We start from the raw sequence: 22,631 nt of genomic DNA, 5'->3' as shown, positions 1-22,631 counted from the left end.
AGAGCATGAAATGAAAATCACCATTTCCGGTACTGGTTATGTAGGCCTTTCAAATGGGCTTTTAATCGCACAAAATCATGAGGTTGTAGCATTAGATATTTTACCAGCACGCGTCGCAATGCTGAATGATAGGATATCTCCTATTGTTGACAAGGAGATTCAGCAGTATTTGCAATCAGATAAAATATGCTTTAATGCCACTTTAGATAAAAATGAAGCCTACCGGAATACAGATTATGTGATTATCGCAACTCCGACTGACTATGATCCTAAAACTAATTATTTCAATACATCCAGCGTAGAATCAGTAATTAAAGATGTAACAGAGATAAATCCCCAGGCGGTAATGGTTATCAAATCCACGGTTCCGGTAGGTTTTACCGCCGCTATGCATAAGAAATACCACACCGAAAATATTATTTTCTCCCCCGAATTCCTTCGCGAAGGTAAAGCCCTTTACGATAATCTTCATCCTTCTCGTATCGTGATCGGCGAACGTTCTGAACGTGCAGAGCGTTTTGCCGCGTTATTACAAGAAGGGGCAATCAAACAAAATATTCCGACCCTGTTTACTGATTCAACAGAAGCTGAAGCAATTAAACTTTTTGCTAATACCTATCTCGCGATGCGTGTGGCGTACTTTAACGAACTGGATAGTTATGCAGAAAGTTTAGGATTGAACACCCGTCAAATTATTGAAGGCGTTTGTCTTGATCCGCGCATCGGCAACCACTACAACAATCCATCATTTGGTTACGGTGGCTACTGTCTACCGAAAGATACTAAGCAGCTGTTGGCAAACTATCAGTCTGTTCCCAATAATATTATCTCCGCCATCGTTGAGGCTAATCGTACCCGGAAAGACTTCATCGCTGATGCTATCTTGTCGCGCAAACCTAAAGTAGTTGGAATATATCGTCTGATTATGAAGAGTGGTTCGGATAACTTCCGCGCTTCGTCCATTCAGGGGATTATGAAGCGGATCAAAGCTAAGGGTGTTGAAGTTATCATTTATGAACCAGTGATGAAGGAAGAATCGTTCTTCAACTCGCGACTGGAACGTGACCTCACAACGTTTAAGCAACAGGCTGATGTCATCATTTCTAATCGTATGTCTGAAGAGCTTAAGGATGTAGCAAATAAGGTCTATACCCGTGATCTTTTCGGTAGTGACTAACCTATTGTTATCATGATGGTTTTCTGTACGCACGTCATTTAATGTTTGTGGATTAATTCAGTATTTTTATTGTTACTCCTATAGCATTCATGCAAATTATCGCTAAACTATGGCGACCTGAAATTTTCCGTCTGTTAGGGTAATGATGAGAGTTGAAAATAATAATATTCCTGGGCATAACCATGACCCGGAACAGATTGATTTAATTGATTTACTGATGCAGTTGTGGCGTGGGAAGGTGACCATCTTCATCACTGTTATTGTGGCAATCGCTCTGGCTATCGGATATCTGGCGGTAGCGAAAGAGAAATGGACGTCGACAGCCATTATTACTCAGCCAGATGTGGGGCAAATTGCTGGTTATAACAATGCCATGAATGTTATCTATGGTCCGGCTGCACCGAAAGTGTCGGATTTACAGGAGGCGTTAATTGGTCGCTTCAGTTCTGCCTTCTCTGCATTAGCTGAAACGCTGGATAATCAGGAAGAACCAGAAAAACTGACCATTGAGCCTTCTGTTAAAAACCAGCCGTTACCGTTAGCTGTTTCTTATGTCGGGCAGACTGCGGCGGACGCACAGAAGAAGCTGGCTGAATATATTCAACAGGTTGATGACCAGGTGAATAAAGAGCTGGAAAAGGACCTGAAAGATAATATTGCTTTGGGTATGAAAAACCTGAAAGACTCTTTGAAAACGCAGGAAGTGGTGGCGCAGGAGCAAAAAGATCTGCGTATCCGCCAGATTCAGGAAGCGTTGCAATATGCGAATCAGGCGCAGTTGGCAAAGCCGCAAATTCAACAGACCGAAGACGTAACGCAGGATACGTTGTTCCTTCTGGGAAGTGATGCGCTGGAGTCGATGATCAAGCATGAAGCGACCCGTCCGCTGGTTTTCTCGCCTGGCTACTATCAGACTCGTCAAAACCTGCTAGATATCGAAAGTCTGAAGGTTGATGATCTTGATATTCATGCCTACCGTTACGTTATGAAACCCACACTGCCAATTCGTCGCGATAGCCCGAAAAAGGCCATCACCTTGATTCTGGCTGTGCTGTTGGGTGGTATGGTTGGCGCGGGGATTGTGCTTGGGCGTAATGCGCTGCGCAATTACAACGCGAAATAATCTTTTTAGCTTTAAAGAAAACGGGCAGGGTGATGACACCGTGCCCGTTTTTTGTTGCCGATGCGATGGCAACATTACATCCAGTCAGCCCCAATTCACTGATGCCGCTTGCGTAAGTTCTCAATCACCGTCGTTAAATCCAGATCCTGATCCTGCAACAGCACCAGCAGGTGATACATCAAATCCGATGCCTCGTTGGTCAGCTCAAAGCGGTCATGTACCGTTGCTGCCAGTGCGGTTTCCACACCTTCTTCACCCACTTTCTGTGCGATACGCTTGGTGCCACTGGCATACAGTTTGGCAGTGTAGGAGGTTTCCGGATCGGCAGATTTGCGCTCGGCGAGCAGTTGTTCCAGTTGATACAGGAACAGCCACTGGTGAGCGGTGTCGCCGAAGCAGCTGTTGGTGCCTTTGTGGCAGGTTGGGCCGATGGGATTCGCCAGCACCAGTAGTGTGTCGTTGTCGCAGTCCGGCGCAATGCTCACTACGTTGAGGAAATTGCCTGACGTTTCGCCTTTGGTCCACAGTCGCTGTTTAGTGCGCGAGAAGAAGGTAACTTTGCCGCTTTCTATGGTTTTATCCAGAGCTTCCGGGTTCATGTAGCCCAGCATTAACACTTCGCCGGATACCGCGTGTTGCACAATTACCGGCATCATCCCGTCGGTTTTTTCCCAGTCCAGTTCGCGACGTTGTTGTTCTGTTAACATATCCTGATCTCCACGCCCTGTGTTGCCAGGTACGCTTTTAATTCACCAATATTGATTATTTGTTTGTGGAATACGGAAGCAGCCAGCGCGCCGTCAACGTCGGCATCGCGGAAGGCTTCGAGGAAGTGTTCCATAGTGCCCGCGCCACCGGAGGCAATCAGCGGGACGTGGCAAACTTCACGCACTTTTTTCAGCTGCTCGAGATCGTAACCGTTACGCACGCCATCCTGATTCATCATATTAAGAACGATTTCTCCGGCACCGCGTTTTTGCACTTCCTGTACCCAGTCGAGCGTTTCCCACTGGGTAACGCGGGTGCGGCTTTCATCGCCGGTATATTGATTCACATGATATTTACCGGTTTCGGCGTCGTACCAGGTGTCAATGCCGACCACAATACACTGCACGCCAAAGCGATCGGCCAGACGAGTAATTAATGTCGGGTCCGCCAGCGCAGGGGAGTTGATGGAGATTTTATCAGCGCCAAAGGAAAGAATTTTCGCAGCGTCATCCAGAGACTTAATCCCGCCAGCAACGCAGAAGGGAATATCGATCACTTCCGCCACGCGAGATACCCAGCTTTTATCTACCACACGTCCATCGCTGGAGGCGGTAATATCGTAGAACACCAGTTCGTCAGCGCCTTCTTCGGCGTAGCGTTTTGCCAGCGGTACAATATCGCCAATGATTTCATGGTTGCGAAACTGTACGCCTTTCACCACCTGACCATCACGAACGTCGAGACACGGAATTATGCGTTTTGCCAACATGCGATGGCCTCCTTCACGGTAAATTTACCTTCCAGTAATGCCCGACCAACTATTACGCCGCGCACACCAGTACCACGCAGAGCCGCGACATCATCAATGTCGCCAATGCCGCCGGAGGACTGAAATGCCACCTGCGGATATCTGGCGCACACTTCTTCATATAAAGAGACGTTAGAACCTGTCAGCGTGCCGTCGCGCGAGATATCGGTACACAGTACATGTTTCAGGCCGACGGGCAGATAGGTTTCCACCAGTTGTTCCAGTGAAACGCCCGAGTTTTCTTGCCAGCCGCTCACTGCCACCTGTTTGTTGCCTTGCTCGTCAATGCGTACATCCAGCGCCAGCACCAGCGCATCGGCACCGAAGCGTTCAAACCATCCTTTCACCACGTCAGGTGATTTTACCGCAGTGGAGCCGACGACCACGCGGGCAACGCCTGCGTCCAGTAATGCTGCCACGTCTTCTTCGCTACGCACGCCGCCGCCAACCTGCACCGGAACGTTAACGCCCGCGACCAGCGTTTTAATCAGGGGGATTTGGCGTTTAGCCGGATCTTTTGCCCCGGTCAGATCCACCAGATGCAGCACTTCGGCACCCTGCGCGGCGTAATCCTGTAAGCGTGGCAGCGGGTCGTTACCGTAATCACGCTGCTTGCCGTAATCGCCCTGATGGAGACGCACCACGGTGCCGTCGATTAAATCTAATGCCGGAATAATCATTACATCTCCAGGAAGTTTTTCAGCAACTTAGCGCCAGCGGCACCAGAACGCTCCGGGTGGAACTGCACGCCGTAGAAGTTATCTTTTTGCACCGCAGCGGTGAACGGTTCGCCGTAATTACATTGGGCGATGGTCCACGGATTGACCGGCATCGCGTAGCTGTGAACAAAGTAAAAGTAAGCGCCGTCTTCAATTCCCTGAAACAGACGGTTGCCCGTCTGCGGGTAAACGCGATTCCAGCCCATATGCGGCAGCGGCAGACCAAAGTCGGTCATTTTCGGCACATCCTCGTCGATGATGCCCAGCAAATCGACGCCGTTGCTCTCTTCGCTGCGTCGTCCCAGCAGTTGCATCCCTAAGCAGATGCCCAACACCGGTTGAGTACAGGCTTTGATGAGATCAAACAGTTCACGCTCACGCACCTGATCCATCGCCGCTTGTGCTGTGCCGACGCCGGGTAAAAACAGTTTATCGGCCAGCAACACTACGTCCGGGTCACGGCTGACTTTCGGTTCATAGCCGTGACGCGCAATAGCAGACTTCACCGAGTTCAGGTTGGCGCAGCCGGTATCAAGGATCACCACGTTCATTACAACACTCCTTTCGACGAGGGTAAGGTGTCGCCTTCCACGCGGATGGCCTGGCGCAGGGTGCGACCAAAGGCTTTGAACAAGCTCTCTACACGGTGATGATCGTTTTTACCTTTGGTTTTCAGGTGCAGGGTCACGCCCATGGTGTAAGAGAGTGAACGGAAGAAGTGCTCGATCATTTCAGTGCTGAGATCGCCCACGCGCTGGTAGGTAAATTCGGCTTTATATTCCAGGTGTGGGCGACCAGAGATATCCAGCGCGCAGCGGGCAAGGCATTCGTCCATCGGCAGCACAAAACCGAAGCGGCAAATACCGCGTTTGTCGCCGAGGGCGATTTTTAACGCTTCGCCCAGCGCCAGGCCGGTATCTTCGACGGTGTGGTGATCGTCAATATAGAGGTCGCCTTTGACGTTGATTTCCATACGGAAGCCGCCGTGGGTGGCGATCTGATCCAGCATGTGATCAAAGAAGCCAACGCCGGTGTTAATTTTGCTGCCGCCTTCGCGATCCAGCCACACCTGAACGTCAATCTGCGTCTCTTTGGTGTTGCGTACCACGTGAGCGTAACGATCACGTTTGGTGAGTTGCTCGCCAATCATCGGCCAGTTCAGGGTTTCGCGGTTGTAGCGTAAACCATTAATGCCCATGTTTTCTGCGAGTTGAATATCGGTCGCGCGATCGCCAATCACATAACTGTTGGCACGATCCATTGCTTGTTCAGCCAGGTAACGCTCCACCAGTTTTACTTTCGGTTTACGGCAGTCGCACTCATCTGCGGGCAGGTGTGGACAAATCAGCACTTCATCAAACTGAACGCCTTGTGAGGTGAAGATCTGCATCATCAGGTTGTGCGGGCCATCGAAATCCGCCTGCGGGAAACTTTGCGTCCCCAGACCATCCTGGTTGGTGATCATCACCAGTTTATAGCCCGCTTTTTGCAGCTTCAGCAGTTCCGGGATCACGCCTGGTTCAAAGGCGAGTTTGTCAAAACGGTCCACCTGAAAATCACTCGGCGGCTCGCTAATCAGGGTTCCATCGCGATCGATAAAAAGATACTTCTGACTCATCAAACTTGCTCCGCACGTAAGGCGTCAATGACGCGCTGGCTTTCTTCACGGGTTCCGACGGTAATTCGCAGGCAGCCGCTTAAAGAGGGTTGTTTATTCTGATCACGTAAGATAATGCCCTGATCCCACAAAGATTTAAACACCGCGCTGGAGGCTTTAAAGCGCGCCAGAATGTAGTTGGTTTCGGAGTCGAAAACCTGCTCCACGCAGGGAATTTCTTTTAGCGCGGCAATCAGGTATTCGCGTTCTGCAATAATTTGCGCCACCCGTTCGCGCATGGCGACGATTCCCTGCGGACTTAACGCCTGTGCGGCAATGTCGGCAACCGGCGTCGAGAGCGGGTAGGGGGCGATCACTTTCATTAACAGGTTGATGACTTCTTCGTTTGCCAGCGTAAACCCGCAACGAAGACCCGCCAGAGCGAAGGCTTTCGAAAGGGTGCGCAAAATAGCCAGGTGCGGATATTCCGCCAACCAGCCAGCCAACGATGCCTGTGGGCAAAATTCAATATAAGCTTCATCGGCGACCACAATGGCTTTACCGCGCGTTAACTCCAGCAACGTGCGAAAATCCTGCGGGTTGATCAGTTGCCCGGTTGGGTTGTTGGGGCTGCAAACGTAGACCACTTTCACGCCGTCCAGCTTGTCGGAAATCCCCTGCAAGTCCAGTTGCCAGTTTTCCAGCGTAGGTACGGTACGGCACTCGACGCCAATGGTTTCGGCGCTGACGCTGTACATGCCGTAAGTTGGCGGGCAATAGAGAATGGCGTCTTTCCCTGGTTCACAAAAAGCGCGAATCAGCAGTTCAATACCTTCGTCCGCGCCACGGCTGACCAGCACCTGCTCCGGTTTCACGCCTGCATACTGCGCATAATTTTCAATGACCGCTTTCGGCTGACATTCCGGGTAGCGGTTGAGCGTTTGCTGTGTTAGCTGAAACTCGACGGCTGTGGGATATTCGTTGGCGTTCAGCCAGACATCGCCGTTACCACCCAGACGACGTGCCGACTGATACGGCGTCAGGTTGCGAACATTTTCACGCGCTAAATCGGTAATAGTCACGGTGCTCATGCTTGCTCCTTAAGGGCGTTAACACGCAAAGTAACGGCATTTTTGTGGGCGGTCAGGCGCTCGGCGGCGGCCAGCGTTTCAATGGTCGAAGCTAGCGCGGAAAACCCTTCTTTTGACAGTTCTTGCACGGTCATACGCTTCTGGAAATCCGCCAGGCCGAGGCTGGAACAGGTGGCGGTATAACCGTAAGTCGGTAGCACGTGATTGGTGCCGGAGGCGTAGTCGCCCGCCGATTCCGGTGACCAGTCACCAAGAAATACCGAACCGGCACTGGTGATGCTATCGACCAGTTCACGGGCGTTGCGGGTCTGAATGATCAGGTGCTCCGGGCCGTACTGGTTGGAGATCTCTATGCACTGCGCTAAATCGTTGGTCACGATCAGGCGACTGGCGCTCAGTGCCTGACGTGCGGTTTCGGCACGCGGCAGTTCTGCCAACTGACGTTCGACGGCTTCGGCAACGCGACGCGCCATATCAGCATCGGGCGTCAGCAAAATCACCTGTGAATCCGGGCCGTGTTCTGCCTGGGAGAGTAAATCAGAAGCGACAAAATCCGGTGTTGCGCCGCTGTCGGCAATGACCAGCACTTCCGACGGGCCTGCGGGCATATCGATCGCCGCACCGTCCAGACGCTGGCTAACCTGACGTTTTGCTTCGGTGACAAAGGCGTTACCCGGCCCGAAGATTTTGTCCACTTTTGGCACGGATTCAGTACCAAACGCCAGTGCGGCAATGGCCTGCGCGCCACCGACGTTAAACACTTCTTGTACGCCGCACAGCTGCGCTGCGTAGAGGATCTCATCGGCAATCGGCGGCGGTGAGCACAGCACGACTTTATTGCAACCCGCAATACGCGCCGGAGTCGCCAGCATTAATACGGTTGAGAAAAGCGGGGCGGAGCCGCCAGGAATATACAAACCAACCGAAGCCACCGGGCGCGTGACCTGCTGGCAACGCACGCCTGGTTGAGTCTCGACATCTACCGGAGGCAGTTTTTGCGCAGTGTGGAAGGTTTCAATATTCTTTACTGCCACAGCCATCGCCTGTTTCAGGTCGTCGCTCAGGCGTTCGCAGGCTGCGGCAATTTCCTCAGTAGTTACTTTCAGCGCGGTAACCGTGGTTTTATCAAACTTCGCGCTGTATTCCCGTAAGGCGTCATCGCCGCGAGTTTTCACGTTATCTAAAATTTCACGGACGGTACGGGTGATGCTTTCAGAGGCGGAGATCGCCGGGCGCATTAACAGTTGGCGTTTTTGCTCCGCAGTACAGCTATTCCAGTCAATGATTGTGTTAAAGCTCATGGCTATTACTCCATCATCTTCTCAATTGGCAGAACCAGAATCGAGCTGGCGCCCAGTTCCTTCAGTTTTTCCATGGTTTCCCAGAACAGGGTTTCGCTACTAACCATGTGCATTGCTACGCGCTGTTGGTCACCCGCCAGCGGCAGAATAGTCGGGCGTTCTGCGCCAGGTAGCAGGGCGATGACGTCATCCAGACGTTCGGTCGGTGCGTGCATCATGATGTATTTCGATTCGCGCGCCTGGATCACGCCCTGAATACGGGTTAGCAGTTTGTCGATCAGTTGCTGTTTGGATTCTTCCATTTCGCCATCGCGCTGGATCAGGCAGGCTTTCGAGCGGTAGATAACTTCGACTTCGCGCAGGCCGTTGGCTTCCAGCGTGGCACCGGTGGAAACCAGATCGCAAATCGCATCCGCCAGTCCGGCGCGCGGGGCGACTTCGACAGAACCGTTCAGTAAGCAGGATTTAAAAGAGATACCTTTCTGGTCGAGATAACGTTTGAGCAGGTGAGGATAAGAGGTGGCAATACGTTTACCGTTTAAGGAGAGCGGGCCGTCCCAGGCTTCATCAACCGGCGTTGCCAGCGAAAGGCGGCAGCCGCCGAAATCCAGACGACGCAGGGTAAAGTAGCGCGGATCTTCACCCTGGGCGCGGCGGTTAAGCAGTTCTTCTTCCAGCACGTTTTCGCCGATAATCCCAAGGTCTACTACGCCGTCCATTACCAGACCGGGAATGTCGTCGTCACGCACGCGCAGAATATCAATCGGCATGTTTTCAGCCATTGCGATCAGGCGCTGGGTGTGAAGATTAATTTTAATGCCACAGCGCGCCAGTAATTCGCGCGAGTCATCACTTAAACGGCCGGATTTCTGCATAGCTATGCGTAAACGAGTGTTGTCTGTCATTTTCTTCTTCCTCTTTAAACCTGTCTGAATCGGTATCAACCACGCAATAAAAAAGCCCCCGGAAGGCGATCTTCCGGGGGCTTTCTCATGCGTTCATGCACCACTGGAAGATCTGAATGTCTTCCAGCACACATCGCCTGAAAGACTAGTCAGGATGATGGTGATGATGGTGGTGTTTAAATTGAACGCGTGTCATAAAATTCTCTGTGAATGTTTATTCAACTGATGCCTTTTAACCTAAACCACTTTCACGTTAGAAAGCAAGGGCTTTTTTATATATTTTATGGCGATGGATTTGTTTAATGAATGAGCGGGGAAAGGAGGGGGCCAGGAGTGGCTACGTTAAAAAAGTAATCGTGAAAATATGTCTTTAAAACCCTCAAGAACATTGTGTTCTGTAACTAAAGTGGGCTTTGTTCCTGCCGGATGCGGCGTGAATGCCTTATCTGGTCTACAAATGTTGCCTAAATTCAATATATTGATGTTTTTGTAGGACTGATAAGCGGAGCGCATCAGGCAATTGTATATTTGCTAACAGTTTCGATTTCATTCATAGAATGAATTGTCAGTTTTGATACGCTAGCGTAGCCTTATAGATCTAAGGTGTATCAGGAGAAAACGGATGAAAAAGGTCGCAATTGTCGGGTTAGGGTGGTTAGGTATGCCGCTGGCGATGTCACTTTCAGCGCGAGGCTGGCAGGTCACCGGGAGTAAAACCACACAAGATGGCGTCGAAGCGGCCCGAATGAGCGGGATTGATAGCTATCTGCTTCGCATGGAGCCTGAGTTAGTTTGTGATTCTGACGATCTGGATGCCCTGATGGATGCCGATGCGCTGGTCATTACGCTTCCTGCACGTCGCAGTGGCCCCGGCGATGAGTTCTATTTACAAGCTGTGCAAGAGCTGGTGGATAGCGCGCTGGCTCATCGTATTCCTCGCATTATTTTTACCAGCTCAACGTCTGTCTATGGCGATGCACAAGGCACTGTGAAAGAAACTACCCCGCGTAATCCGGTGACCAACAGTGGACGAGTATTAGAAGAACTCGAAGACTGGCTGCACAATTTACCCGGTACTTCGGTCGATATTCTGCGTCTTGCGGGGCTGGTCGGACCAGGGCGCCATCCCGGACGCTTCTTTGCCGGAAAAACCGCGCCTGACGGTGAACACGGTGTTAATTTAGTCCACCAGGAAGATGTTATTGGCGCTATCACCCTGTTGTTACAGGCACCTAAAGGCGGACACATCTATAATATATGTGCGCCAGCTCACCCTGCGCGCAATGTTTTCTACCCACAGATGGCTCGTTTACTGGGGCTGGAACCCCCGCAGTTCAGAAACAGTCTGGACAGCGGTAAGGGTAAAATTATTGATGGCAGTCGGATTTGCAATGAACTGGGATTTGAATACCAGTATCCCGATCCGCTGGTAATGCCGCTGGAGTAAACGATCACGCCAGCAGGACGCCGCATACACTGCAAGGGGGCGTGTATGAAACCACTGCTGGATGTGTTGATGATCCTCGATGCCTTAGAAAAAGAAGGCAGTTTTGCGGCGGCGTCGGCCAAACTCTACAAGACGCCGTCCGCTCTGAGTTATACCGTTCATAAGCTGGAAAGCGACCTTAATATTCAATTACTCGATCGCAGCGGTCACCGCGCTAAATTCACCCGTACCGGAAAAATGTTATTAGAGAAAGGGCGGGAAGTTCTCCATACCGTGCGAGAACTGGAAAAGCAGGCTATCAAACTTCATGAAGGCTGGGAAAACGAGTTGGTGATTGGGGTAGATGATACGTTTCCTTTTTCCCTGCTTGCGCCACTCATTGAAGCCTTTTATCAACATCATAGCGTGACGCGCCTGAAGTTTGTCAATGGTGTACTCGGTGGTTCCTGGGATGCCCTGACTCAGGGGCGAGCGGATATTATTGTTGGCGCGATGCATGAGCCACCGTCTTCCAGTGAGTTTGGTTTCTCGCGGTTGGGCGATCTGGAACAAGTTTTTGCGGTAGCGCCTCATCATCCGCTAGCCCAGGAAGAAGAACCGTTAAACCGTCGTATCATTAAGCGGTATCGGGCGATTGTGGTGGGTGATACTGCGCAGGCAGGCGCTTCTACGGCCTCGCAACTTCTCGATGAACAAGAAGCCATAACCGTATTCGATTTTAAAACCAAACTGGAGCTACAAATAAGCGGTCTTGGTTGTGGCTATTTACCCCGCTATCTGGCGCAACGTTTTCTCGATAGTGGCGCGTTAATTGAGAAGAAAGTGGTCGCCCAAACTCTTTTTGAACCGGTCTGGATTGGCTGGAACGAACAGACCGCAGGGCTTGCCAGCGCATGGTGGCGGGATGAGATTTTAGCAAATAGTGCGATTGCTGGAGTTTATGCAAAATCTGATGACGGAAAATCAGCCATTTAAATCAAAAATTTTATGACAAGCCTCTCATTCTCTTGTCATTTACCCCCCATTTAGGCACAATGCGCCGCTGTCAAAAAATGACTAAAAACCGACGTTTTATCCGCGTCGGTTATTTTTTGCTTCAAACCAATCATTCATACCAAGAGGCCGGGCTTCGTACCGGATAGATATTTACTAAAAATCGACAGTTGTTGTCGCTGAGGAATCCAAAAAAATGGGGCAATTTTTTGCTTACGCGACGGTTTTCACCGTAAAGGAGAATGACCATGTCGCATAACGTTACTCCAAACACCTCTCGCGTGGAATTGCGTAAAACGCTTACGTTAGTTCCGGTTGTAATGATGGGTCTTGCCTATATGCAGCCGATGACGCTGTTTGATACTTTTGGTATCGTTTCAGGCCTCACGGATGGTCATGTGCCGACAGCCTATGCGTTCGCATTAATTGCGATCCTGTTTACGGCTCTGAGCTACGGGAAGCTGGTTCGCCGCTATCCTTCTGCTGGCTCTGCATACACTTACGCCCAGAAATCCATCAGCCCGACCGTTGGCTTTATGGTGGGTTGGTCTTCTCTGCTCGACTATTTGTTCGCGCCGATGATCAACATTCTGTTGGCGAAAATTTATTTTGAAGCCCTGGTGCCTTCCATCCCATCGTGGATGTTTGTGGTGGCGTTGGTGGCCTTTATGACCGCCTTTAACCTGCGTAGTCTGAAATCCGTAGCGAACTTCAACACGGTAATCGTAGTGTTGCAGGTTGTGCTGATCGCGGTAATTTTGGGCATGGTAGTTTACGGCGTATTTGAAGGTGAAGGCGCGGGTACGCTGGCGAGCACCCGTCCGTTCTGGTCTGGTGATGCGCATGTTATCCCGATGATTACCGGTGCGACGATCCTGTGCTTCTCCTTTACCGGTTTTGACGGCATCAGCAACCTGTCGGAAGAAACCAAAGATGCAGAGCGCGTGATCCCGCGTGCGATTTTCCTGACCGCGCTGATTGGCGGCATGATCTTCATCTTTGCAACTTACTTCCTGCAGCTGTACTTCCCGGATATCTCTCGCTTTAAAGATCCGGATGCGTCACAGCCTGAAATCATGCTGTACGTTGCGGGTAAAGCGTTCCAGGTCGGCGCGCTGATCTTCTCCACCATTACCGTACTGGCGTCCGGTATGGCGGCACATGCAGGCGTAGCGCGTCTGATGTACGTAATGGGTCGTGACGGCGTGTTCCCGAAAAGCTTCTTCGGTTATGTACACCCGAAATGGCGTACCCCGGCAATGAACATTATCCTGGTTGGCGCGATTGCTCTGCTGGCAATCAACTTTGACCTGGTGATGGCAACGGCGCTGATTAACTTTGGTGCGCTGGTAGCATTTACCTTCGTTAACCTGTCGGTCATTTCGCAGTTCTGGATCCGTGAGAAGCGTAACAAAACGCTGAAAGATCACTTCCAGTATCTGTTCCTGCCGATGTGTGGTGCTCTGACTGTAGGTGCGCTGTGGGTGAACCTGGAAGAAAGCTCAATGGTTCTGGGTCTGATCTGGGCGGCAATCGGTCTGATTTACCTGGCTTGCGTAACCAAGAGTTTCCGTAACCCGGTTCCGCAATACGAAGACGTTGCATAATCTTACAAGCCGGATGGTATAACCATCCGGTAAGTCACTAAAAACCGGAGTTTATCGCTCCGGTTTTTTCTTTTCAGACGATCTCTTCTGCGTACTGCCAAAGCGCCTTTAACAGCGCCACTTTCTCTTTATCATCGGCATATTGTTGTGCCAGCATTTGCAATTCATCAGCATAATCTTGCAAAAACTCTGGCGTGAAGACCTGACGACGGTGCTCCAGCCAGCGTTGCTGTTCGGCGTAGTCCAGCGTTCCTGGGAAGTTACGCGCACGATAATTGAACAACAGCTTCTCAATGCGCTTATCGACAAAGGTGATATCCAGTGCCGGTAAATTACGCGGCTCGGTTTCCAGTACAATTTTCATTGCCGCGCGATCGGCGTCGCTGAAAAAGCCGTTATAAAGTTGGGCATCCACGTTATCTGAAGGCGTAAATGGTTCGGCTTCAGCGAATATCGCCACCACTTTTTCACGCACTTGCGGATTTTCACGCAGAATTTTCAGGTTATCGAGACAATGCTGGCGATTAATGCCCAGCCGATCGGCATCTTCCGGGCGAAGCGTATTCGCCTGTGCTAATACCGGACATTTATTAATATGCACCAGCTTAACCGGAACGGCGGCGTTATCGCCCAGATCGGCTTTCGCGGTATACAGGCGCTCGCGCAGCGTGTCGCTATCCAGTTCCAGTAATGGCGAAATATCTCCCGCTAAATCCACCATAATCACGGCATTGCGATTTTCAGGATGCCATGCCAGCGGCGCAACCCAACTGGTATTGCCACGCCATGCACCAAACATACCGGAAACGTGAACCAGGGGTTTCATCTGTGGCACATCAATCAACGCCATCAATTTGTGCTTGTTGCGATGGCTGTAGAGATAATCAAACAGGCGTGGCTGACGCGTTTTCACCAGTTTCGCCATCGCAATAGTGGCGTACACATCGGCCATCGCATCGTGGGCATTGCTATGTTCAATACCATTCGCTTTGGTTAAATGTTCAAGGCGAAAACTCGGTAGACCGTCATCATTTTCAGGCCAATTGATCCCCTCCGGACGCAGCGCATAACAGGCGCGCATGACGTCCAGCAGATCCCAGCGAGAGTTATCATGCTGCCAACTCCAGGCATAGGGATCGTAGAAATTACGATAAAAAATGTTGCGTGTGACTTCGTCATCGAAACGTACATTGTTGTAGCCCAGAATACAGGTCTTCGGTACGGTAAAAAGCGAATGAATGCGAGCGGCAAACGCAGCTTCGTTTTCTCCTTTCGCCCGCGCTTCCTGCGGGGTAATACCCGTGATTAAAACTGCTCCTGGTTGGGGTAAATAATCATCTGCAGGCTTGCAATAAAAAACCTCTGGTTCGCCGATGATATTGAATTCGCTATCGGTGCGAATGGCAGCGAACTGCGCAGGGCGATCTAACGCAGGGTGCGTGCCAAAGGTTTCATAATCGTGAAACAAAAAGGTAGATTGTTGCTTACCGTCATTCATCATTAGGTTAAATCCGTTATTTCTGCTGTATGTCAGAGTATCAAATATCACCGTGCTAATCAGCTTTAGAGCGACAATTTGACAGGGAGTAGCAACTGATAATGTCAGATTAAAAATGAGATAAATGTCACATTTTCTTGCACTTTATTCCAGCCAGTTCATCAGGATTTCCGTAAAAAGAACTGCTATTTGAAACTCCTGAGGATTTGCTGTTGAAACGCCGTCTTATTATTGCTGCTTCTTTGTTCGTTTTTAATTTATCGTCTGGTTTTGCGGCGGAAAATATTCCCTTTTCACCCCAGCCTCCACAAATTCATGCGGGATCATGGGTCTTGATGGATTACACAACCGGTCAGATCCTCACGGCGGGTAATGAGCATCAACAACGCAATCCTGCCAGCCTGACTAAGCTGATGACTGGCTATGTCGTTGATCGTGCAATCGATAGCCATCGTATTACGCCAGACGATATTGTTACGGTGGGGCGCGATGCATGGGCGAAAGATAATCCGGTATTCGTCGGTTCTTCACTGATGTTTTTGAAAGAGGGCGATCGCGTATCGGTACGTGATTTAAGCCGTGGTTTAATTGTGGACTCTGGCAATGACGCTTGTGTTGCACTGGCTGATTATATTGCCGGTGGGCAACGGCAGTTTGTCGACATGATGAACAATTATGCTGAGAAGTTACATCTTCAGGATACGCATTTTGAAACAGTGCATGGTCTGGATGCACCCGGTCAGCACAGTTCGGCCTATGATTTAGCCGTCCTTTCTCGCGCTATCATCCACGGCGAGCCTGAGTTTTATCATATGTACAGCGAAAAAAGCCTCACCTGGAACGGTATCACCCAGCAAAACCGTAACGGATTATTGTGGGATAAGACCATGAATGTTGACGGCCTGAAAACCGGGCATACTTCTGGTGCCGGGTTTAATCTCATTGCGTCGGCGGTGGATGGTCAGCGTCGTCTCATTGCGGTGGTGATGGGGGCTGACAGCGCAAAAGGTCGCGAAGAAGAAGCCAGGAAACTGTTGCGTTGGGGGCAACAGAACTTTACTACGGTGCAAATTTTACACCGGGGGAAAAAGGTTGGCACAGAACGAATCTGGTATGGCGATAAAGAAAACATCGCTCTGGGAACGGAACAAGAGTTCTGGATGGTGCTGCCAAAAGCGGAGATTCCTAATATCAAAGCAAAATACACCCTTGATGGTAAAGAACTGACCGCGCCAATTAGCGCCCATAAGCGGGTAGGGGAAATTGAACTTTATGACCGCGATAAACCGGTGGCGCACTGGCCGCTGGTCACCCTGGAATCTGTCGGAAAAGGCGGTATGTTTTCCCGGCTGAGTGATTATTTCGAGCATAAAGCCTGACCTTTCTTACGCCGCAGACTGGCAGGAGTGCGAGTCTGCTCGCATAATCAACACTCATTCCTTGTGGTTTTTATATTACAAATCATGCTGTATATAAAACCAGTGTAAGTGGAGGCGTCATGAACTACGAGATTAAACAGGAAGATAAACGTACCGTTGCAGGTTTCCATCTCGTTGGCCCGTGGGAACAAACGGTAAAGCAAGGTTTTGAGCAGTTGATGATGTGGGTTGATAACAAAAATATTGTTCCGAAGGAGTGGGTGGCGGTCTATTACGATAATCCAGATGAAACACCTGCCGAAAAGTTACGTTGTGACACCGTAGTTTCGGTGGCAGATAGTTTCACACTTCCCGAAAACAGTGAGGGCGTCATCCTGACAGAAATTTCGGGTGGTCAGTATGCGGTGGCGGTAGCCCGCGTAGAGGGGGATGATTTTGCGAAACCCTGGTATCAGTTCTTTAACAGCCTCTTGCAGGACAGTGCTTACGAAATGTTACCAAAACCCTGTTTTGAGGTTTATCTGAACAATGGCGCGCAAGATGGTTATTGGGATATCGAAATGTATGTCGCGGTGCAGCCAAAACGGCGCTGATAAATGACGTCGGGTCAGAGGTTAACCTGATTGCCACGCTGTTTTTCGTTATGTAAAAGAGTAAGATCCGTCTTCAGTTTTCTGACAACCAAACCGGGAACGTCCGCTATTCCCGGTTTGCCGGACAGATTTGTTACATAGCGTTATTGCACCTGGTTTGTCAGATTGCATTATGATCGTTTTTTCCCTCTTTCACGGAGTGCCCGCGTGCGTGCCGATAAGTCCTTAAGCCCGTTCGAAATTCGAGTCTACCGTCATTACCGCATTGTTCATGGTACTCGTGTTGCGCTGGCGTTCTTGCTCACCTTTCTCATCATTCGCCTGTTTACTATTCCGGAAAGCACCTGGCCGTTGGTCACTATGGTGGTGATCATGGGGCCAATTTCGTTCTGGGGTAACGTTGTCCCTCGTGCGTTTGAACGTATTGGCGGTACGGTGTTTGGCTCGATTTTAGGTCTTATTGCTCTGCGACTGGAGTTAATCTCTTTACCGCTGATGTTAGTCTGGTGCGCGGCTGCCATGTTTCTTTGTGGCTGGCTGGCACTCGGCAAGAAACCGTATCAAGGTTTATTGATTGGTGTGACGCTGGCAATTGTTGTTGGTTCCCCAACAGGTGAAATTGATACGGCATTATGGCGAAGTGGCGATGTGATCCTCGGCTCTTTACTGGCAATGTTGTTTACCGGTATCTGGCCGCAACGTGCGTTCATCCACTGGCGCATTCAACTGGCGAAAAGTCTGACCGAGTATAATCGGGTCTATCAATCTGCATTCTCACCGAACTTACTTGAACGCCCACGACTGGAAAGCCATCTGCAAAAACTCCTGACCGATGCCGTGAAAATGCGAGGGCTGATTGCACCAGCCAGCAAAGAAACCCGCATTCCAAAATCGATATATGAAGGTATCCAGACTATTAATCGTAATCTGGTTTGTATGCTGGAGCTGCAAATCAATGCCTACTGGGCCACGCGTCCCAGTCATTTCGTGTTATTGAACGCGCAAAAACTGCGTGATACACAGCACATGATGCAGCAAATAGTGCTGAGCCTTGTTCATGCGCTGTATGAAGGTAATCCGCAGCCGGTTTTTGCCAATACGGAAAAATTGAACGATGCTGTGGAAGAGTTGCGCCAGTTGCTCGATAGCCACCATGACCTGAAGGTCGTAGAAACGCCGATTTATGGCTATATGTGGCTGAACATGGAAACGGCACATCAGCTTGAGTTGCTATCGAATCTGATTTGCCGGGCCTTGCGCAAATAATTCCTGAACTTCAGAATCATCTTGCAGCTGCTTCGATTCAGCAAGGATAAAGGGTATGATAATGAAAAGGGATAAAAGCATTGTCATCTGCGGCAGCTATGAGTAATGTTGGCCCTAACGAATAGCGGTTGCTTAAACGAATCCGACTCTCACATTATCAGGGGTATAAAAATGGAAACTACCAAGCCTTCATTCCAGGACGTACTGGAATTTGTTCGCCTGTTCCGCCGTAAGAACAAACTGCAACGTGAAATCCAGGACGTTGAGAAAAAGATCCGTGACAACCAGAAGCGTGTCCTGCTGCTGGACAACCTGAGCGATTACATTAAGCCTGGGATGAGCGTAGAAGCAATCCAGGGCATCATTGCCAGCATGAAAGGTGACTATGAAGATCGCGTTGATGATTACATCATCAAAAACGCCGAGCTCTCCAAAGAACGCCGCGATATCTCCAAAAAGCTGAAAGCTATGGGCGAAATGAAAAACGGCGAAGCGAAGTAATTTCTGCTTTATTCGATGAGGGTTGCCCGGCAACCCTCATTATTCATTGACTCTTTTCTGTGTATCACAAGTCATCATTCCCATCTGATAACCTATCAAAATTAGCGACAGCCTTCTTCTGTATGCAGCAAGGCAAAAAGCTCTGCAACTCCGATGTTATTAACCGCACTGGTCACTAACACATTGCGCGCTCCAGCTTCCCGTAACCAGCATTTCACCAAAGATATTTGTTCCATGCTGGCTAAATCTGCTTTGGTTACTACTCCAATGACCGGGCGATTCATTGACGAGGTAAAGCCTGGCGAAAAAGGTGACCACGGTGCGTCCGCATTAAGCACAAGCGCGATAATGTCCGCTTCGCAGGCACTGACCAGCAGTGCGCTGTAAAGACTACGGTTTTCGAGGTATTCGCCTGGTGTGTCAATGGTGGCTGGTGACCAGACAATGGCCTGCGTTTTCTGATACTGAAGATCTTCTCCGCGCAGACATTGCGTGAGTGATGTTTTTCCGCACTGACTGGGGCCGATGAGCATCATACGTTGCATAACGTCAGGTCCGTGTAATGGGGCAGGCGGTAAAGTGCATCATTTCACCCAGCGTGCGGGTAACCTGATTAAGTGCATATTCGATAGCTGAAACATCGCCAGTCAGTACTACGGCACCAGTAAAACGATCAAGAAAACCAATTTCTACAGCTCCCGACTTTGTGGCGATATCGCACGCGATAATAGACGCTTCGCTGGGGGTAATCGTCAGAATGCCAATGGCGGAAACGGTATCTGGTAAACCTAATTTCTTAAACAGCTCCTTCCCTGGGTTAGCAATGACATGCGCCAGCGTAACCTGTTTACCGGGGACATATTCCTGAATCATCCGTTCAGTAGCGTGCTGAGTTGTCATTATCCCTCCACCATCTGACGCCACAAGGCTTCATGCGGACGGGCAATTACCGAGCGATAGACCAGCAATCCTTTTTCCCCCGCGCGCTCGCTGGCGACAGAGACCGCATTATTAACATCTGAAATATCGCCAGCAACCACCATGTAGCATTTACCGCCAATACCGAAGGCCATATGCACTCGAACGAGAGTGACATTCGCAGCTTTAACTGCGCAATCGGCAGCATCAATGCAGGCTGCCACACTCCAGGTTTCGACCACACCGATAGCCTGACGCTGTTCAACATGGTTCAGTCCGCTGATTGCGAGCAGAATGCTGGGATGAATATTAGGGAGGATCAGGCTGTCGACCAGCATTTCACCTGCAAGGGATGCGCCGCTGCTGATGGCCTGTTGCACCGCACCGACATCGCCACCGAGCATCAGCAGAAATTTCCCGGGACATAGCGTTTTGCTGACCAGTAACTCAACATTGGCGCTTTTCAGCATGGCATCGCCGGTTTCCATCCCTTTTGCGATACTGCTAAGTTCTAAAATACCTACCGCTTTCGACATGGTTAACCTCTCACAACCGTAATAGCGTTTTCTGTCACATCGCTGACCGTGCCATTAATACTGGCATGAATGGGAGCACCTAATGTGCCGTGTGGAATTTGGCCTACACATTGTCCACGAACGACACGATCGCCTTTTTGTACACACGCAATTGCGCTGGCACCGATATGCTGGCGTAACAATAGAGTCACTTTTTCGGGCTGAGGCACCTGTTCAGACAATGGCGCATCCTGATACCACGGGGTTAATCCCAGTCTGGTTACCAGCCGTTTTACTGGGATCAGCCGATAATTTGCCATGACATCCTCAGGATTTAAGGCACCTTCGTAGCGGAGATTTTTGGCGCGTAATTCCTGCTTAAGCAGGCGGTTTATGCGCATCGGCGAAATACCTACCGGACAGGCGACGCTGGCGCAGACGTTGCACTCCGAACAGGTGAGAGCTGTCAGTAACAGTTGTGGCGTAGCGAGCTGTTGATAGTTAACCGCACGTACTAACAAATGTGGCGACAGTTCGTGACCAATTAAATGACGCGGGCAGAGATCGGTACATAAGCGGCATTGCTCACAAACGGTTTTCGCGACGGCAAGTACGCTACGGTCATCCTGCATTTGACGTTGGATGATTGAATGAGAATTGGGTAAAACCAGCAAGCCGCCAGTGGTTTTGCTGATTGGCGTGTCGAGCGATGTGATCAAACTACCCATCATCGGACCGCCATTGATAAAACCAGGATTATCCACTGTTGCGCCGCCCGCCAGCGCCAGTACTTCGCGTAAAGACATCCCGATGGGAACGGTCACTGTGATTGGTTTAGCCACTGCACCATTAACAGTAAGCGTGCGTCGCGTCACCGGATACTGTTGTTCAACGGCTCTGGCAATATTCAGTACGGTTTGCACATTATTGACCACCACACCGACACTAACGGGTAACGCAGCGGGAGGAACGCGGCGACCTGTTGCCATCCAGATGGTCAGCACTTCGTCTCCTGCGGGGTAAACGTCGGGTAAAATATGCAGGCGGATATCCTGCGGAAGCAATGGTGTGAGTGCGTTTATTGCTGGTTGATACTTCTCTTTCAGCGCGATAATTCCGCTCCTGGCTCCGGTGGCTTTCATCGCATAGTGAACACCACGAAGCAGGCGGCTGGCTTGTTGTGCCATTAGCTGTTGATCCACTTTCAACATTGGTTCGCATTCCGCCGCATTCACCAGGAAAGTGTCAACCCGCGCCTGTAGCTTAATATGTGTTGGAAAGCCTGCGCCACCAGCGCCCACGACGCCTGCTGCCTGTACTCGCTCGCGGATCGTCTGTTCGTCAAAGGACATTAACTCGCCGTTCATACCAACTCCTCAAGCATTTCTGCTATAGCGATGGCATCAGCCGCTCGTGGATTGGTACGCAGTGTGGCATCCGCCAGCGCAGCCCGAACCATATCTGGAATACGTGATGACCATTCTGCTTTTTTATCTTTCAGTGCATTGGCGAGAGTCGGCATTGAACAGGCTTTTTTTAGCTGTTCAATATGTTGAATGAGTGCATTCAGGCTTGCGGTGTCATTGGCATCGTCAGGGCATAAATGGCACGTTTTCGCCAGCCGGGCATAGCGTTTGGCAGCACGCGGATCGCCAGCATTAAAACGAATAACCGTCGTAAGCAGGAGCGCATTCGCCAGGCCGTGTGGCAGATGAAACTGCCCGCCGAGTTGATGGGCAATTGCATGATTTAACCCAAGCCCAGCCTGACTAAAGGCCATTCCTGCAAGCGTAGAGGCATTATGCATTTTGCCGCGAGTAGCAAGACAATCGCCTTTATTCACTGCTGTGGGCAGGTAGTGAAAAACAATTTGCACGGCTTTTTCGGCCAGTGCATCCGTGAAGTCACTGGCATGGGGAGAAACATAAGATTCAAGGGCATGGGTTAAAACATCCATTCCGGTATTGGCAGTTATCGCGGCTGGCACACTGACGACCAGCGAGGGATCGAGCACCGCTATATCCGGATAAAGCGCATTATCGAAAAGAGGATATTTAATCCCTTTATCGGGATCGCTGATGACACAGGCGCTGGTCACTTCCGAACCGGTGCCGCTGGTGGTGGGAATAGCAACGCAGGTTTCAATCTCAATAGCACACTGGCGACTAAACCAGACAATCGCTTTTGCGGCGTCCAGTGCAGAGCCTCCGCCAAAACCGATAACCACATCCGGGCGTAAAGTCTGCATTTGTGCAATGCCTTTTACCACAGTCTGGATCGTTGGATCGGGCGTTATTTCGCTAAAAATACTGATGCGGTTGCTATCAGGCAACGACTGACACAACGTGTCAATCAATGGCGAACCAGCCAGGAAGGCGTCGCAAATAATCCAGATGTGCTTATTGGTGAAACGGCTAAGGACTTTGAGACTTCCCAAACCGCTGTATAAACGTGTCTGCAATGAAAAAGTATTCATTTCCGTTTC

Annotated in this window: 25 protein-coding genes and 1 other annotated feature; of the genes, 10 read left to right on the top strand and 15 right to left on the bottom strand. The window is 50.3% G+C overall.

The window, feature by feature from the left end; translation table 11 throughout:
• The first annotated feature begins 10 nt into the window (after positions 1 to 10).
• Both ugd and wzzB read left to right on the top strand, forming a co-directional pair.
• Positions 11 to 1,177, top strand: coding sequence for a UDP-glucose 6-dehydrogenase (gene ugd, locus FC814_RS06125; protein WP_000704838.1), 1,167 nt, complete (start codon positions 11 to 13; stop codon positions 1,175 to 1,177).
• Between the two features lie 145 nt (positions 1,178 to 1,322).
• The gene (gene wzzB, locus FC814_RS06120) at positions 1,323 to 2,300 is read left to right on the top strand and encodes an LPS O-antigen chain length determinant protein WzzB (protein WP_024165188.1); all 978 of its coding nucleotides are present in this window, start codon (positions 1,323 to 1,325) and stop codon (positions 2,298 to 2,300) included.
• 95 nt (positions 2,301 to 2,395) lie between these two features.
• Here the strand turns inward: wzzB and hisIE are convergent, their stop codons facing one another.
• The 9 genes from hisIE to hisL form a co-directional block, all read right to left on the bottom strand.
• Positions 2,396 to 3,007, bottom strand: a complete 612-nt coding sequence (hisIE, locus tag FC814_RS06110) for a bifunctional phosphoribosyl-AMP cyclohydrolase/phosphoribosyl-ATP diphosphatase HisIE (RefSeq protein ID WP_137325658.1) — start codon at positions 3,005 to 3,007, stop codon at positions 2,396 to 2,398.
• Entirely contained in the window at positions 3,001 to 3,777 is a 777-nt protein-coding gene (hisF, locus tag FC814_RS06105) for an imidazole glycerol phosphate synthase subunit HisF (RefSeq protein WP_000880156.1), read from the bottom strand. The genes hisIE and hisF overlap by 7 nt, the downstream gene beginning before the upstream one ends.
• Positions 3,759 to 4,496 carry a 1-(5-phosphoribosyl)-5-[(5-phosphoribosylamino)methylideneamino]imidazole-4-carboxamide isomerase gene (hisA, locus tag FC814_RS06100; protein ID WP_137325657.1) on the bottom strand — a complete coding sequence of 246 codons (738 nt, stop codon included), beginning with the start codon at positions 4,494 to 4,496 and terminating at the stop codon, positions 3,759 to 3,761. The genes hisF and hisA overlap by 19 nt, the downstream gene beginning before the upstream one ends.
• Positions 4,496 to 5,086: an imidazole glycerol phosphate synthase subunit HisH gene (gene hisH, locus FC814_RS06095; RefSeq protein ID WP_137325656.1), complete on the bottom strand. Its 591-nt coding sequence runs from the start codon at positions 5,084 to 5,086 to the stop codon at positions 4,496 to 4,498. Before hisH ends, hisA begins: the two co-directional genes overlap by 1 nt.
• On the bottom strand, positions 5,086 to 6,153 hold the full coding sequence (hisB, locus tag FC814_RS06090) for a bifunctional histidinol-phosphatase/imidazoleglycerol-phosphate dehydratase HisB (protein WP_000080099.1): 1,068 nt from the start codon (positions 6,151 to 6,153) through the stop codon (positions 5,086 to 5,088). Before hisB ends, hisH begins: the two co-directional genes overlap by 1 nt.
• On the bottom strand, positions 6,153 to 7,223 hold the full coding sequence (gene hisC, locus FC814_RS06085) for a histidinol-phosphate transaminase (protein ID WP_000108967.1): 1,071 nt from the start codon (positions 7,221 to 7,223) through the stop codon (positions 6,153 to 6,155). Before hisC ends, hisB begins: the two co-directional genes overlap by 1 nt.
• Positions 7,220 to 8,524, bottom strand: a complete 1,305-nt coding sequence (gene hisD / locus FC814_RS06080) for a histidinol dehydrogenase (RefSeq protein ID WP_000009583.1) — start codon at positions 8,522 to 8,524, stop codon at positions 7,220 to 7,222. The genes hisC and hisD overlap by 4 nt, the downstream gene beginning before the upstream one ends.
• 5 nt (positions 8,525 to 8,529) lie before the next feature.
• On the bottom strand, positions 8,530 to 9,429 hold the full coding sequence (hisG, locus tag FC814_RS06075) for an ATP phosphoribosyltransferase (protein ID WP_000131781.1): 900 nt from the start codon (positions 9,427 to 9,429) through the stop codon (positions 8,530 to 8,532).
• 46 nt (positions 9,430 to 9,475) lie between these two features.
• Positions 9,476 to 9,599 (bottom strand) — a sequence feature (His leader region).
• Positions 9,575 to 9,625 carry a his operon leader peptide gene (gene hisL / locus FC814_RS06070; RefSeq protein ID WP_001364200.1) on the bottom strand — a complete coding sequence of 17 codons (51 nt, stop codon included), beginning with the start codon at positions 9,623 to 9,625 and terminating at the stop codon, positions 9,575 to 9,577. (Overlaps the previous feature by 25 nt.)
• Positions 9,626 to 10,051: 426 nt before the next feature.
• On the opposite strand from hisL, the gene FC814_RS06065 reads away from it, so the two are divergent.
• The 4 genes from FC814_RS06065 (at position 10,052) to plaP (ending at position 13,476) form a co-directional block, all read left to right on the top strand.
• Entirely contained in the window at positions 10,052 to 10,876 is an 825-nt protein-coding gene (locus tag FC814_RS06065; RefSeq protein WP_000754742.1) for an SDR family oxidoreductase, read from the top strand.
• 45 nt (positions 10,877 to 10,921) lie between these two features.
• The gene (locus FC814_RS06060; protein WP_000803376.1) at positions 10,922 to 11,851 is read left to right on the top strand and encodes a LysR substrate-binding domain-containing protein; all 930 of its coding nucleotides are present in this window, start codon (positions 10,922 to 10,924) and stop codon (positions 11,849 to 11,851) included.
• A 214-nt stretch (positions 11,852 to 12,065) separates the two neighbouring features.
• The gene (gene yoeI / locus FC814_RS06055) at positions 12,066 to 12,128 is read left to right on the top strand and encodes a membrane protein YoeI (protein WP_105279388.1); all 63 of its coding nucleotides are present in this window, start codon (positions 12,066 to 12,068) and stop codon (positions 12,126 to 12,128) included.
• On the top strand, positions 12,118 to 13,476 hold the full coding sequence (gene plaP / locus FC814_RS06050; protein ID WP_000019197.1) for a putrescine/proton symporter PlaP: 1,359 nt from the start codon (positions 12,118 to 12,120) through the stop codon (positions 13,474 to 13,476). The genes yoeI and plaP overlap by 11 nt, the downstream gene beginning before the upstream one ends.
• A gap of 73 nt (positions 13,477 to 13,549) precedes the next feature.
• Here plaP and sbcB read toward each other — a convergent pair whose 3' ends face one another.
• Positions 13,550 to 14,977, bottom strand: coding sequence for an exodeoxyribonuclease I (gene sbcB / locus FC814_RS06045; protein WP_000980575.1), 1,428 nt, complete (start codon positions 14,975 to 14,977; stop codon positions 13,550 to 13,552).
• Between the two features lie 209 nt (positions 14,978 to 15,186).
• On the opposite strand from sbcB, the gene dacD reads away from it, so the two are divergent.
• From dacD to FC814_RS06025, 4 genes are all read left to right on the top strand, one after another.
• Positions 15,187 to 16,353 carry a serine-type D-Ala-D-Ala carboxypeptidase DacD gene (gene dacD / locus FC814_RS06040; RefSeq protein WP_010347049.1) on the top strand — a complete coding sequence of 389 codons (1,167 nt, stop codon included), beginning with the start codon at positions 15,187 to 15,189 and terminating at the stop codon, positions 16,351 to 16,353.
• A gap of 119 nt (positions 16,354 to 16,472) precedes the next feature.
• On the top strand, positions 16,473 to 16,946 hold the full coding sequence (gene sbmC / locus FC814_RS06035; RefSeq protein ID WP_001105402.1) for a DNA gyrase inhibitor SbmC: 474 nt from the start codon (positions 16,473 to 16,475) through the stop codon (positions 16,944 to 16,946).
• Positions 16,947 to 17,153: 207 nt separating this feature from the next.
• Entirely contained in the window at positions 17,154 to 18,212 is a 1,059-nt protein-coding gene (locus FC814_RS06030) for an FUSC family protein (RefSeq protein WP_137325655.1), read from the top strand.
• A gap of 171 nt (positions 18,213 to 18,383) precedes the next feature.
• Positions 18,384 to 18,713: a DUF496 family protein gene (locus FC814_RS06025; RefSeq protein ID WP_000450409.1), complete on the top strand. Its 330-nt coding sequence runs from the start codon at positions 18,384 to 18,386 to the stop codon at positions 18,711 to 18,713.
• A gap of 101 nt (positions 18,714 to 18,814) precedes the next feature.
• Here FC814_RS06025 and pduV read toward each other — a convergent pair whose 3' ends face one another.
• The 5 genes from pduV to FC814_RS06000 are packed head-to-tail and all read right to left on the bottom strand — an operon-like array spanning position 18,815 to position 22,622.
• Positions 18,815 to 19,258 (bottom strand): EutP/PduV family microcompartment system protein, encoded by a 444-nt coding sequence (gene pduV, locus FC814_RS06020; RefSeq protein WP_001189427.1) that lies wholly within the window; start codon positions 19,256 to 19,258, stop codon positions 18,815 to 18,817.
• Positions 19,259 to 19,262: 4 nt separating this feature from the next.
• The gene (pduU, locus tag FC814_RS06015; protein ID WP_032225599.1) at positions 19,263 to 19,613 is read right to left on the bottom strand and encodes a propanediol utilization microcompartment protein PduU; all 351 of its coding nucleotides are present in this window, start codon (positions 19,611 to 19,613) and stop codon (positions 19,263 to 19,265) included.
• Positions 19,613 to 20,167 carry a propanediol utilization microcompartment protein PduT gene (gene pduT / locus FC814_RS06010; RefSeq protein ID WP_137325654.1) on the bottom strand — a complete coding sequence of 185 codons (555 nt, stop codon included), beginning with the start codon at positions 20,165 to 20,167 and terminating at the stop codon, positions 19,613 to 19,615. Before pduT ends, pduU begins: the two co-directional genes overlap by 1 nt.
• Before the next feature lie 2 nt (positions 20,168 to 20,169).
• On the bottom strand, positions 20,170 to 21,513 hold the full coding sequence (locus FC814_RS06005; protein ID WP_085460835.1) for a 4Fe-4S dicluster domain-containing protein: 1,344 nt from the start codon (positions 21,511 to 21,513) through the stop codon (positions 20,170 to 20,172).
• The gene (locus tag FC814_RS06000) at positions 21,510 to 22,622 is read right to left on the bottom strand and encodes a 1-propanol dehydrogenase PduQ (RefSeq protein ID WP_001091430.1); all 1,113 of its coding nucleotides are present in this window, start codon (positions 22,620 to 22,622) and stop codon (positions 21,510 to 21,512) included. Before FC814_RS06000 ends, FC814_RS06005 begins: the two co-directional genes overlap by 4 nt.
• Positions 22,623 to 22,631: the final 9 nt, after the last annotated feature.

This window comes from Escherichia sp. MR (assembly GCF_005280595.1).
GTDB classification, from domain to species: domain Bacteria; phylum Pseudomonadota; class Gammaproteobacteria; order Enterobacterales; family Enterobacteriaceae; genus Escherichia; species Escherichia ruysiae.
This window is presented reverse-complemented; position numbering and strand designations above follow the sequence as displayed.